Source organism: Bacillota bacterium (genome assembly GCA_040757085.1).
Taxonomy (GTDB): Bacteria; Bacillota; Sulfobacillia; order JACIYH01; family JACIYH01; genus JACIYH01.
Map to the genome: position 1 here is coordinate 1 of JBFLXJ010000013.1, position 12625 is coordinate 12625.

The 12625-nt window shown below is 64.5% G+C and carries 13 protein-coding genes, 1 tRNA gene and 1 rRNA gene; 14 read left to right on the plus strand and 1 reads right to left on the minus strand.

Annotated features, from left to right (window positions below):
- From AB1446_04690 to amrS, 6 genes are all read left to right on the plus strand, one after another.
- Window positions 1-1147, plus strand: a 1147-nt coding sequence (locus AB1446_04690; protein ID MEW6546202.1) for a Ger(x)C family spore germination protein, incomplete at its 5' end; no start/stop codon positions are given.
- A gap of 126 nt (window positions 1148-1273) precedes the next feature.
- Window positions 1274-1705, plus strand: coding sequence for a 50S ribosomal protein L13 (rplM, locus tag AB1446_04695; GenBank protein MEW6546203.1), 432 nt, complete (start codon window positions 1274-1276; stop codon window positions 1703-1705).
- An 18-nt stretch (window positions 1706-1723) separates the two neighbouring features.
- Entirely contained in the window at window positions 1724-2128 is a 405-nt protein-coding gene (gene rpsI / locus AB1446_04700) for a 30S ribosomal protein S9 (protein ID MEW6546204.1), read from the plus strand.
- A 236-nt stretch (window positions 2129-2364) separates the two neighbouring features.
- Window positions 2365-3084, plus strand: coding sequence for an N-acetylmuramoyl-L-alanine amidase (locus tag AB1446_04705; protein MEW6546205.1), 720 nt, complete (start codon window positions 2365-2367; stop codon window positions 3082-3084).
- A 171-nt stretch (window positions 3085-3255) separates the two neighbouring features.
- Complete coding sequence (gene amrA / locus AB1446_04710) at window positions 3256-4587, plus strand: AmmeMemoRadiSam system protein A (protein MEW6546206.1); 1332 nt, start codon at window positions 3256-3258, stop codon at window positions 4585-4587.
- A 72-nt stretch (window positions 4588-4659) separates the two neighbouring features.
- Window positions 4660-5673, plus strand: a complete 1014-nt coding sequence (amrS, locus tag AB1446_04715; GenBank protein MEW6546207.1) for an AmmeMemoRadiSam system radical SAM enzyme — start codon at window positions 4660-4662, stop codon at window positions 5671-5673.
- A 42-nt stretch (window positions 5674-5715) separates the two neighbouring features.
- On the opposite strand, the gene AB1446_04720 is transcribed toward amrS, so the two are convergent.
- On the minus strand, window positions 5716-6285 hold the full coding sequence (locus AB1446_04720) for a hypothetical protein (protein ID MEW6546208.1): 570 nt from the start codon (window positions 6283-6285) through the stop codon (window positions 5716-5718).
- Window positions 6286-6497: 212 nt separating this feature from the next.
- On the opposite strand from AB1446_04720, the gene argF reads away from it, so the two are divergent.
- The 8 genes from argF to AB1446_04760 all read left to right on the plus strand — a co-directional run.
- A complete protein-coding gene (argF, locus tag AB1446_04725) occupies window positions 6498-7436 on the plus strand; it encodes an ornithine carbamoyltransferase (protein ID MEW6546209.1) in 939 nt (312 codons plus the stop codon).
- Between the two features lie 155 nt (window positions 7437-7591).
- Window positions 7592-9535, plus strand: a complete 1944-nt coding sequence (locus tag AB1446_04730; GenBank protein ID MEW6546210.1) for a glycosyltransferase — start codon at window positions 7592-7594, stop codon at window positions 9533-9535.
- 98 nt (window positions 9536-9633) lie between these two features.
- Entirely contained in the window at window positions 9634-11004 is a 1371-nt protein-coding gene (locus tag AB1446_04735; protein ID MEW6546211.1) for a cyclic 2,3-diphosphoglycerate synthase, read from the plus strand.
- 76 nt (window positions 11005-11080) lie between these two features.
- On the plus strand, window positions 11081-11545 hold the full coding sequence (locus AB1446_04740) for a transcriptional repressor (GenBank protein MEW6546212.1): 465 nt from the start codon (window positions 11081-11083) through the stop codon (window positions 11543-11545).
- Window position 11546: 1 nt separating this feature from the next.
- Window positions 11547-11816: a TMEM165/GDT1 family protein gene (locus tag AB1446_04745; protein MEW6546213.1), complete on the plus strand. Its 270-nt coding sequence runs from the start codon at window positions 11547-11549 to the stop codon at window positions 11814-11816.
- A 70-nt stretch (window positions 11817-11886) separates the two neighbouring features.
- A tRNA-Arg gene (locus AB1446_04750) sits at window positions 11887-11961 on the plus strand.
- Between the two features lie 67 nt (window positions 11962-12028).
- Window positions 12029-12220 carry a hypothetical protein gene (locus tag AB1446_04755; protein MEW6546214.1) on the plus strand — a complete coding sequence of 64 codons (192 nt, stop codon included), beginning with the start codon at window positions 12029-12031 and terminating at the stop codon, window positions 12218-12220.
- Window positions 12221-12502: 282 nt separating this feature from the next.
- Window positions 12503-12625 (plus strand): 16S ribosomal RNA (locus AB1446_04760); the annotation flags it as partial.

Here is a 12625-nt window from a genome sequence, read left to right on the forward strand (position 1 = left end):
GAGGGAGGGAGGGGGCGCAGGGGGCGGGGGCCAGCAACCGCCGTTCGTGAACCAGGTGGCGGAAGGCCGCGGGGTATCGGAGGCGTTGCGCATCGTCGCAGAGCACTCCCCGCGGGTTCTGCACCTGGGCCACCTGCAGGTGGTCCTGGTTTCCGAGGAGCTGGCCCGGGCGGGACTGGGTCCCCTTCTGGACTACCTCACCTCAGAACGCGAAGCCCGCCGGGTCGTCCAGCTAGCAGTGTCTTCGTGCCCCCCCCGCGATGTCCTGGAGGTGCGTACGCAGCTGGAGAACCTCCCCGGGATTTCGGTGGCGGAAGAATTGCGGCATCTTCCCGAAACGGTGGGATTGCCCGAGAGTCCCATCGTCCGCTTCCTGAATGCCATCCAGGACGAGGGCGTGGAGCCCGTTCTGCCCGTGGTGCACCGGGTGGACGCCGGCGGCAAGATCCTGGAACGGCTGCCGGGAGCCGGTGAAGAGGCCGGACAGGAGGCCGGCCCGGGTGGTGCTGCCCGGGGGCGGGGTGCAGGGCGGACAGGATCACGGGAGGGTGGCCAGTCGGGAGGGGGAGGACGCGAGGCGGGGGGAGAGTCACCGGTTACCGTGCGGGTGGCGGGCGTGGCAATTTTCAAGGATGACCGCATGGTGGGCACCCTGAACGACCTGGAGGCACGCGGCCTGGCCTGGCTCATGGGTAAGGTGGAGCGCGGGATCCTGGTGGTACCCGCGCCCCTGGCGGGCCCCGGCCCCGCCATCCTGCATGTGAACAGGGTGCAGGCCAGAGTCGAACCCCGACTGGCGGGCGCCCCTTCCGTGAGAGTCAGGGTGAAGGTGAGGGCGGGTGTGCTGGAGATGCTGTCACCCACCTACGACCTGACTCCCCAGGATATGGACCGGCTCGAACAGGCCGCTGCCCGCACCTTGGCCGATGAAATCATGGCCACCATGCGCCGGGTACAGAAGGAGTTCCGCTCGGACGTGTACGGGTTCGGCTGGGCCTTTTACCGCCGGTACCCGCGCGTATGGCGCCAGGATCTGGGGCCCAGGTGGGACCAGGTTTTCCCCGACCTTCCCGTGGACCTGGAGGTGAAGGTGCACATCGTCACCACCTTCTTCTCCTGGCGCTCGCCCCTGGGCCCGTCGCGGTGAAGCCGTGGTGCCGTATGAGCCCGTGCTGGTGTGCATCGCACACGTTGTGCGCACCAAACGTGCCACTGCTTGACAGCAGGGGGGGCCAATATTACAATTGCCGTGTGGTTGAGGAGGCAAAATCGCATGCAGAGAACTTACTTGCCCCGTAAGGAAGAGATCAGGCGCCGGTGGTACGTGATCGATGCGGCGGGGAAGCCGCTGGGCAGGGTGGCAGCCCTGGCCGCACGGGTCCTCAGGGGGAAGCACCGGCCCGACTTCACGCCTTACCTGGACACGGGAGATCACGTGGTGATCGTGAATGCGGAAAAGGTGGTACTGACCGGTAAGAAGCTGGAGAACAAGATGTATTTCCGCCACTCGGGGTATCCGGGAGGCGTACGCGTGGTGAGCGCCCGGGACATGCGGGCCCGCCACCCGGAACGGATGGTGAAGCTGGCGGTATGGGGGATGCTTCCCCACCACCGGCTGGGAAGGCGGATGGTCAAGAAGCTCAAGGTCTACCGGGGACCGGATCATCCCCACGCCGCCCAGCGGCCGGAACCTTTGTCCCTGTAGGGAGTTGATAAAGGAAAGATGGCAGTAGAGGTCAAGCCAGTATACTTTTACGGCACCGGGCGCCGCAAGGAATCGGTGGCCCGGGTGCGGTTGACGCCGGGCACGGGGAAGATTTCCGTGAACGGCGGGAGTCTAGAGGAGTACTTCCCGGTTTACCGGCACCGGGTGGTCGTCCTGCGTCCGCTTAATGTGAGCGGGACCCTCAACCACGTGGATGTGGTGGTCAAGGTGCACGGGGGTGGCATTTCCGGCCAGGCGGGAGCCGTGAGCCTGGGCATTGCGCGGGCCCTGTGCGAACTCGACCCCTCCCTGCGCCCTGCCCTCAAGAAGGCAGGGTTGCTTACTCGCGACCCTCGCGTCAAGGAGCGGCGCAAGTACGGCTTGAAGAAAGCCCGCAAGGCCCCTCAGTTCTCGAAGCGCTGACGTTTGCTGTGCAGCTCTGCGGGCACCGATCCCCCTGGCGTCGGGCTTGCTGATTGTCTGTGCGTGAGGCGCACGGTTGCGCGCCGGACCGGGCCATACCGGACCCCGAGGCTGAATATCAGTGATGCGGGGGACGGAGGTTGCCCGCTCACGTCAGGGCATACTCTCCCGGAGCGAGTGATGCGTCCGGGCCCAGGCGAAGGGCGGCCCGGCGGCGGCATCGGCTGTTGCCGCGCGTGGTGTGGTGGCTGCCCCGGGGTACCAGGCTTTTGTGGCTCGCGGGGCTGGCGGGGGCCCTGCTGGCCTGGGGAATTGCCACGTCGTGGGTGGTGGGAGGCGGCTGCTCTATGGTCGGCGTCCTGCTTGACCGGGTGGTGGTTATCGATCCCGGTCACGGGGGACCGGACCCGGGGGCAGTCGGCCCGCGGGGAGAACTGGAGAAAGATGTGGTCCTGGGCATTTCCCTCCATTTGTTACGCTATTTCACCGCTGCCGGCGCCCGCGCCATCCTCACCAGGGACCGGGATGAGGATCTCTCCGGCCTGCCTCCCGAGGTCCCCGATGTGAAGGCCATTGACCTCAAGCGGCGGGTGGAAATAGCCCGGGGGGCGCGGGCCGACGTTTTCCTCTGCATTCATGCCAATGCCACCGAATCTCCGTACTGGCGCGGGGCCCAGACCTTTTACCGGCCCAACCACCCCGACAGCGCCCGGCTGGCGCGCTGCATCCAGCGGGAACTGGTGCGGGTGACCCGCCGCACCGATAGGGTGGCGCTGCCGGGCCCCAAACAGTACGTGCTGGACAACGTGACCATGCCCGCCGTCACTGTCGAGGTGGGTTTCATGTCCAATCCCGAGGAAGCACGCCTCCTGACCGATCCCGATTACCAAAAGCTGGTGGCGTGGGCGATATTCCTTGGCACCGCCCGGTACTTTGCGGAAGGAGAACGCCCCTGAGGTTCGACCAGGACAACCCGGGAAAAATCCGCCACCTCGACCGGGAACAATAGGGCGGGAACCGGCAGGAGAGTTCCGTCCGGAGGAGAAGCTTACCATAAGAACTGAACCGGTGCCCGGCCGGACATCTCAGCGGCCGGGCGGTGCCCCGGGGCGGGGAGGGAGTGCCTCATGGCGGGGCAGATCCTCATGGGGGCCCTGGCCCCCCACCCCCCCATTGTGGTGCCCGAGGTGGGGGGACGGGAGATAAGGAAGGTGGCGGCCACGCAGGATGGCCTGCGTGTGCTGGGGCATCGGGCGGCGCAGGTGAGTCCCGAGGTACTGGTGATGTTCAGCCCCCACGCGCCTCTCGCGCGGGAGGGGGTCCCCCTCCTCGAAGCACCCCGGCTGCGGGGGGACCTGGCGCTGTTCGGCGCCCCCCACGTGTCCATGGAGTGGCGGGTGGATGGGGAACTCCTCGCTGCCATCAGAGAGGAAGCGGTTGCCCGCGGCGTCCCCACGGTAACTCTTGCCGAGGAGCGGGTGCGGCGCTTCGCCGGGTCGCTGCTCGATCACGGGCTGGCGGTTCCCCTGTACTACCTGCGCCAGGCGGGGGTGGAGTGCCCGCTGGTGGCCACGGGGATTTCCCCTCTCCCCTGGGAAGAACTGGTGCGGTTTGGGCAGGCGGTGGCGGCGGCCATCGGGGCGAGTGGGCGCAAAGCGGTGGTGATCGCCAGTGGCGACCTCTCCCACCGGCTAACTCCCGGGGCGCCGGCGGGCTTCGATCCCGCCGGCAGGGAGTTCGATGACCGGGTGGTGGCTGCCCTGCGCGCCGGTGATCTGGGAGCCCTGCTCACCCTGGACGAGGATCTGGTCGATAGAGCTGGAGAGTGCGGCCTGCGGCCCCTCTTCATGCTCCTCGGGGCTCTCCAGGGTAGCGGGCTGCGGGCGCGAGTGGTTTCGTACGAGGGCCCGTTCGGAGTGGGATACGCTGTGGTCACCTGGACCCCGCCTCCCTCCTGGCCGGTGAGCCTGGCCCTGGAGTCTCTGGAGCATTATCTGCATCGAGGTGCTCCCCTGAAGCCGCCAGCCGATGTACCTGAAGATTTCCGGCGCCGAGCGGGGGTGTTTGTTTCCTTCAAGAAAGCGGGAGATCTGCGGGGTTGCATTGGTACCATAGAACCCACTCGGGCCACGCTGGCGGAAGAGATAATCTACAATGCCATTTCCGCTGGTACCAGGGACCCCCGGTTTACGCCCATCACCCCGGAGGAAATCCCGTACCTGGACTGCTCGGTGGACATCCTGGAGGAGCCCGAGCCGGTGGAAGGGTACGGCCAACTGGACCCCTCCCGGTACGGGGTAATCGTGCGCAAGGGATGGCGGACGGGGCTGCTCCTGCCCGACCTGGAGGGTGTGGATACCGTTGAACAGCAGGTGGCTATCGCGAAGCAGAAGGCCGGCATCCGTCCCGACGAACGGGACGTGGAGTTGCTCCGCTTCCGGGTCACCCGCTACCACTGACCCCGAGCCGGCGGTGTGAACACGATTGCGGGGGTCCGGGGCGTCAGTGCGGGGAAGTGGGGCGGTGATACGGTGAAGGAGGCTCGCTTCTGGGAGAAGGCAGGCGACGGGCGGGTCAGGTGTTTTCTCTGCCCGCACCACTGCTACCTGGGGCCGGGTCAGCGGGGTATCTGCCAGGTACGCAAGAACGTGGACGGTACCCTGTACACCCTTAACTACGCGCAGGTTTCGTCCTACGCCCTTGACCCCACGGAGAAGAAGCCCCTCTACCACTTTTTCCCCGGGTCTTACCTCTTTTCCCTGGGAACCCTGGGTTGCAACCTGTCGTGCGGGTTCTGCCAGAACTGGACGATTTCCCAGGAAGAAGCACCTACGGTGGAGATTTCCCCCCAGCGGGCCGTGGAACTCACTCTGTCTGCCCGGGCGCGGGACCCCCGGGTGGTCGGCCTGGCTTACACCTACAACGAGCCGGGGATCTGGTTTGAATACGTGGCCGAAACAGCCCAGATCGCCAAGCAGCAAGGTCTGGTCAACTGCCTGGTCACCAATGGGTTCATCGAGGAAGCACCCCTGCGGGAGCTGCTGCAGTTGGTAGACGCCATGAACGTGGACGTAAAGGCTTTCCGGCCCGAATTTTACCGCAAGGTGTGCAAGGGGGACCGCGATCCGGTTTTGCGCACGGTGGAGGTAGCCCACCGGGCGGGATGCCACGTCGAGGTGACCAACCTGCTTATCCCCGGATACAATGACTCGGAAGCGGAAATCGGCGATCTCGTGACCTGGCTGGCAGGCATATCCCCCGCCATTCCCCTGCACTTTTCCCGCTACTTTCCCAACTATCGTTTCACCGAGCCTCCCACCCCTCTCACCACTCTGGAGAAGGCGGCGGAGATTGCCCGGCGCAAGCTCCGCTACGTCTACATGGGGAACGTCTGGGGCCGGGGCAGCGACACTGCCTGCCCCGAGTGCGGTCAGGTGGTGTTGCGGCGGCGGGGGCTGGAGCTGGCATCGGCATCGCTGCGGGACCACCGCTGCCCCCGCTGCGGCTACGAGCTTACCATCCGTGGTGATGTCTTTCCACCGTAAAGCAGTGCGTTGCGGGTTCTGTCTTTCGGGGGGGCGGGAGTATCAGAAGGACGCGCCCTGCTCGAGCGTGGCGACGCGATCCGTCAATTGATCCAGCTTTTGCTCGACCGAAGCTACTCTGCCGGTGAGCGTGGTGAGTTCCCCCTCAACGTGCGTCAGTACGGCCTTGGCAACGCTGCTTCTCTCCTCCAGTACCCGGAGGAGGTTGTAGTGGTGATCGAGCCTTCTCTTGAGCTGTTGCTGGCCAGCTTGCAACTGCGCCTGTCCGGCCCTGATATGTGCCACATCGAGCCGCATCTCGTCTTGCCCGGCCTTCAGTCCTGCGTACCCGCCTGAGAGCTGCCTTATCTCGTTATGGAGTTGGTCCTGTCCTGTTTTCAGTTCTATGTACCCGCCTGAGAGTTGCCTTATCTCGTTATGGAGTTGTTCCTGTCCTGTTTTCAGTTCTGCGTACCCGCCTGAGAGTTGCCTTATCTCGTCATGGAGTTGGTCCTGTCCTGTTTTCAGTTCTGCGTATCCCCCTGAGAGCTGCCTGACTCCTGTCGTGAGGGTTTCCTGCCCCGCCACCAATGCGTTCAACCGGTCCAGGATCTGCTCAAGGATTTCTTTCACTCTGGCAACCCTCCCGGCCGACATGATACCACATTTTTCTTGTCCTGGATAGAGGTACCTATGTTCAGGATCACAGCACTGCGACGGTTGCCGGCACCGAAAGGAGCCGGGGACGAAGGGATGCAGCGGAGGGGATGTGCGACAGATGTGCGACGGTATGGTGGCAACCAGAGTGGCTCTGTGGTAAACTCGTGGCCGGAGAGGTGATGGAGTTGGCGGTTTGCATGAAGGGGCGCGACGTCGTGTCGCTGGCCGACCTCACTGCGGAAGAAATCATGCAGGTGGTGGCCACGGCCGAGTACTTCAAGGTGCAGGCCAAGGCGGGCATCTACCCGCGTCCTCTGGTGGGGAAGACGCTGGGGATGATCTTCCACAAGCCTTCCACTCGTACCAGGGTTTCGTTCGAAGTGGCCATGGTGCAGTTGGGTGGTCACGCCCTTAACCTGACGGCAGCGGAACTCCAGCTCCGCCGGGGAGAAACCATCGCTGACACCGGGAGGGTGCTTTCCAGGTACCTCGACGCCATCATGATCCGTACATACTCCCACGCGGACGTGGTGGAACTGGCCGAGGCAGCTTCCATCCCGGTCATAAACGGGCTCACCGATTTCTCTCATCCCTGCCAGATACTGGGCGACCTGCTCACCATCAAGGAGAAAAAAGGCCGCCTGGAAGGCCTGAAGCTGGCTTACGTGGGAGACGGCAACAACGTGGCCCACTCCCTGCTGTTCGGCGGCTCGAAGGTGGGGATGCATGTGGTGGTGGCCACCCCGCCGGGATACGAACCCGACCCGCAGGTGGTGGAGCGGTCGAGGGAGTTCGCCCGCGCGTCCGGCGGGCGGGTGGAAGTGCTCTCCGATCCCCAGCAGGCGGTGGCCGGTGCAGACGTGGTATACACGGACGTTTGGGCCAGCATGGGGCAGGAGGCCGAGGAAGAAGAACGTCGCCGGGTATTCGGCCCCTACCAGGTTAACGCGGCCCTGATGGCACGGGCAGGTTCCGGGGCCATATTCATGCACTGTTTGCCCGCCCACCGGGGACAGGAGGTCACAGACGAGGTGATCGACGGTCCCCAGTCGGTGGTGTGGGACCAGGCGGAAAACCGTCTCCACATCCAGAAGGCGATTCTGGCGCTGGTCATCGCCGGTTAGACCTGGGGCCGCGAAGGAGGCCACGGGGGCGGGGGCCCGCATCGGGGTTTCCCCGCTCTGATTGCGTGCGTCTGCCTGCCCGGTGAGGGCATAAACCGACAGTTGCATACGAAAGATTAACCAGGGGCGCAGATATATAGAGGGGGTCAATAGAGTTGTCTGGGTGGTTGTACCTGGTGGCTGTCGCCATCTACCTGGTGTTTTTTGGGCTGTTTGTAAGATTCTTCATCTGGAAACGACATGCGGAGCAGACTTATTGGCGCAGGCGACCGGCCCTCGACCTGGAGGTGCTTAACCGGGAAGCGTCCCGCCGGGGGAAAGAATTACCCTTCGTCAGCGTGCTCATACCTGCGCGCAACGAGGCGGACGTGATTGGTCGCACCATCGATCACATGTGCCGCCTGATCTACCCCCCTTCCCGGTATGAGGTGGTGGTAATAACAGATGAGAAGGAAAGGCTGGCCCGGGATGAAATGCGGGAGCGCGCCATATGCGCGGCCCTGGCCAGCCTGAAGGGGGAGACCGACGGAGGGCAGGGTCGCATGCTGGTGCTCGCGTTGCTCGCACGCCTCGCCCAGGAGCACTGGCAGCCGGGGACTCGTTTGGGCCGCGCCCTGGGCTGGCAGCCGGCCGTCCGCCTGGATCCCCGGGAAGAAAGGGGACTGGTGCGGGAGATGGCCTGGACCATACTCCAGCACCGGGGGGCAGCCCGGCCGGGGCAGCTGATGTTCCTGGTGAGGCGAGCGTTTAACGGGTCGGGGCCCGAGGTGGCGCGGCGAGCTTATCCCCTATACCTGGCGGCAACGCTGCCCGTGGTGCTGGCATACCTGCACCTCACTCGCCAGGCCGTGCGCCCGGTCTGGCTGCGTCTTTCCCACACTGTGCTTCCGCTGGAGGGTGCCACTTCCCCCGACGTGGTGCTGTCCCTGGCTGCAGGGGTGGCCCGCGGACTGGTGCGGCAGCTGGTGGCATGCCGGCGGTCGGGCTCCCTGGCCGCGGTATTGGAGGATGTATTCCCAGAGTGTTTCCCCACCACTCAGGACGTGGTCCAGGTCCGCGTGGCTGCCCTGGCCGGCCGGGAGGTGCCCAGGGTGAGACAGGTGGAGGTGCCGTACGATTTCGACGGATCCTTGGGAGGCCGGTGCACGGGACACCTGGTTCCCTCCACCAAAGGCAGGGCGCTGAACTACGCTCTTTCCTTCCTGGATCCTGCCACTGTCATGTGTGCCTTTTATGATGCTGAAAGCCGTCCCGACCCCCGGGTGCTCATGTACGTGGCGTACCGTTGGCTTACCGAGGAGCGCCCCCCGGCCATCTTCCAGGGCCCGGTGTTCCAGGTACGGAACTTCTATCAGATGGGCCCGGTGTGCAAGGTGGCCGCCCTCTACCAGGCTGTGGCCCACGACTGGTACCTGCCCGTGCTGTTCCGCCGCCTTCCCTTCGTGGGGGGGACAAACCTGGTGGTGGATCGCCACCTGCTGGAATCAATCGGGGGATTCGACCCCTCCTGCCTGACGGAAGACCTGGAACTGGGGGTGCGTGCCTACCTGGAGGCGGGGGTGTGGCCGGTGTACCTCCCCTACGCCTCCAGTGAGCAGACGCCCCCCACGGTGCGGGCGTTCTTCCGCCAGCGCCTCCGCTGGGGCACCGGCCACCTGCTGGTCATGGACAAGGTCAGGTCGGACCGGCACTACGACCGGGAGAAGAAGGAAAAGTTGTTGCGCACCCTGTTCCTGAAGGGGCAGGTGGAGTGGACGCTGTACCAGGCGGCCACCTTTGTACCTCCCCTGTTCCTGATGCTTTTCCTCACCGGATATGTGGACGTGACCGTGGTGCCGGCGGCGGTGCGTCACATGCTGAACGTTATGAGCCTGGTGTACGTGGGCTTCACGTTCTACACGTACCGGCGCTATTCACCCTACCTGGACACCTGGTGTCGTCCCCGGCACTGGGCGGCACAGGTATGGGTCTGGTTGCAATTGCTCATCCTACCCCTGGCGGCATTTTTGTTCCCTACCCCTTACGCCACTGCGCTGGTACTCAAGAAACTGGGTCGACACCCACGTACCTGGACCAAGACCCCGCGCACCCGGGAATGAGCGGGACCGAGGGCAGAGGCTGGTATGCCGCCAGGAAAGCTCGGGGAGGGATGGGTTTGGGCAGTCAGGTGGAGGAACGGCCGGTACGGGTCCTCATAATGGGGGCGGCAGGACGGGATTTCCACAACTTCAACGTGTTCTTCCGGGGGAACCCACGTTTTCGCGTGGTGGCCTTCACCGCGACCCAGATTCCCGACATCGCGGGCCGGCGGTATCCCCCGGAACTGGCGGGGCCTGGCTACCCCGAGGGGATTCCCGTCTACCCCGAGGAGGAACTGGGCCACCTCATCAAGCTGCGCCAGGTGGAACGGGTGGTTTTCGCGTACAGCGACGTCTCTCATGAGTACGTGATGCACCGGGCCTCCGAGGCGCTGGCCCTGGGTGCGGATTTCTGGATCATGGGTCCGGACAGCACCATGCTCAAATCCGCCCGCCCCGTGATTTCGGTCTGCGCGGTGCGCACGGGGGCAGGCAAATCTCAGACTTCCCGGCGGGTGGCGGACATCCTGAAGGCCCTGGGGAAAAAGGCAGCGGTGGTGCGTCACCCCATGCCATATGGGCAATTGGACCAGCAGGTGGTGCAGCGCTTCGCCACCCGGGACGACCTGGACCGCCACCGCTGTACAATCGAGGAACGGGAAGAGTACGAAGCGCACATAGAACGGGGAAACGTGGTCTTCGCCGGGGTGGACTACGAGGCCATCCTGCGCGAGGCCGAGAAGGAGGGCGACATCGTCCTGTGGGAGGGGGGAAACAACGATCTCCCCTTTTACCGTCCTGACCTCCACATCGTGGTGGCGGATCCCCACCGAGCCGGGCACGAAGTGACTTACCACCCGGGGGAGGCAAACCTCCGCATGGCGGACGTGGTGGTGATTAACAAGGTGGACACCGCCACGCCCGAGGCCGTGGACACCGTACGGCGCCACCTGAGTCAGGTCAATCCCCTGGCCACCGTGGTGGAGGCAGCGTCGCCCCTTACGGTGGAGGACGGAGCGCGTCTCACCGGCAAGAAGGTGGTAGTAGTGGAGGACGGGCCCACCCTCACCCACGGGGAGATGAGATACGGCGCGGGGGTGCTGGTGGCCCGGCGGTGGGGCGCCGAACTGGTAGACCCACGCCCTTACGCCAGGGGCAGCATCGCAGAAACTTATCAGAAATATCCCCACATCGGTCCCCTTCTCCCCGCCATGGGGTACGGACCCGAGCAACTGCAAGAGTTGCAGGATACTTTAGCCGATGTACCCGCCGATCTGGTGGTGGTGGCCACACCCATCGACCTGGCCAGGGTCATTTCCCTGAACCGCCCCGCGGTGCGCGTCCGCTACGAGTTACAGGAGATCGGGCGTCCCAACCTGGGGGATATATTGCAGGACTTCTTCCGCAGGCGCCTGCCCCGGCGTGAGCCGCTTAAGCGGAAGTTGGAACCCCGGCGAATCAGATTGTGCCGTCACGTTCCCGCTTTTTGACACCGGAATATCTAACGGCTATAATGACCGGGGGCGGTGGGCCGGGTGTTGACCCCGGCCCATTCGTGAATTGAGCATGCGTGACGAGTTGGAAGTGGCGCGGCGAAAGCTCAGCGAAAAGGAGTACCGCCTCACGCCCCAGCGACAGGCGGTTCTTGAGGCACTGCTAGCTCATTCCGGCGAGCATCTGAGTGCGGAAGACGTCTACGCCCTGGTGAAGAGAACCCATCCCGATATCGGGCTGGCCACCGTGTACCGCACCCTGGACCTTCTGGCCAGCCTTGACGTTCTGCAGAAGATCGATCTCGGCGACGGGCGTGCCCGCTATGAACTGGGGGATGAGGAGCATTACCACCACCACCTCATCTGCGTGCGATGCGGCAAGGTGGCGGAGTTCGACATCGACCTGCTGGAGTCGCTGGAAGCCCTGGTGTTCAAGCGCACCGGTTTTGAGGTGCTCGATCACCAGGTGAAGCTTTTCGGTCTCTGCCGGGAGTGTCGGGCTAAGGATCCGCACACCCTACTGGACGGAGGGGGCTAGTTTGTGGCGGGCGGCACTGAGCGCATTCCTGGTCGTATTCCTGGCTGAACTCGGGGACAAGACCCAGCTCTGCACTTTTTTGCTGGCAGCGAAAGATCGGTCGCCCTGGACAGTGTTTCTGGGGGCGGCCGCTGCCTTGGTCATGACATCGCTGCTGGCTGCGCTGCTGGGAGGTGCGGTGGGGAAGCTGGTGCCGGAGAAGGTCCTGCGGATGCTGGCGGGGTCAGCCTTTGTTATCCTGGGGGGGCTTCTGCTGGCGGGCAAGCTGTGAGTCGATGGACGCCACCGCCACCGCAGTGTGGTTGCTTCCTGCCCGCGAGTGCGGTATACTGTTTAGGGGTGCGCCCATAGCTCAGCGGATAGAGCACCGGCCTCCGGAGCCGGGTGCGGGGGTTCGATTCCCTCTGGGCGCACCAGTTCTTTTGCCTTGCGCGGTGGTCGTTGCTCACCTCCGGGGACAATAGGGATGTCGGAGGTGATAGCATGGCCAGAAGGCGCCAGGTGACGGGGCGCAAGGGCAACATGGCCGCGCGGGGGGCTACGGTGGAGACCTACGGTCCCAAGGCGATACCCAAAGCCCGGGAAGCGCGCTCTCAGGAGGGGCAGCTGGAAGAATCCGAAAGCCACGGCACTCGCAAGGACGTAAAGGTGCCAATCAAGCACAAGCTCACCTAGCCAGGCCCTGCCTTCGCCACCCGGCCGGGCGGGACGGGCAGGACGGTTGTACGGGCGGTGCGACGGGTGGCGGTGACCTTGACAGAGAAGCGGGCGCGTGTTAAGATCAAGGTCCGAGACGGAAAGTAAAGCTTGGTCCTTGAAAACCGAACAGCGTGCGTGCCTTTGGGGAACGGTCTTTGCGGCCCGGCAGTAAATCTGCGGGTCAGGTACGTGAAATCGCTGCCGATCTGTGCCGGGAGATGCGCGCAAGCGGATGACCTGGCGCGGAAGGCAAGAGAATTCACGGAGAGTTTGATCCTGGCTCAGGACGAACGCTGGCGGCGTGCCTAAAACATGCAAGTCGAGCGGGGCGAGTGGAACTGGCGCGAGTCAGGGAAGCTTGCTCAGCGGCGGACGGGTGAG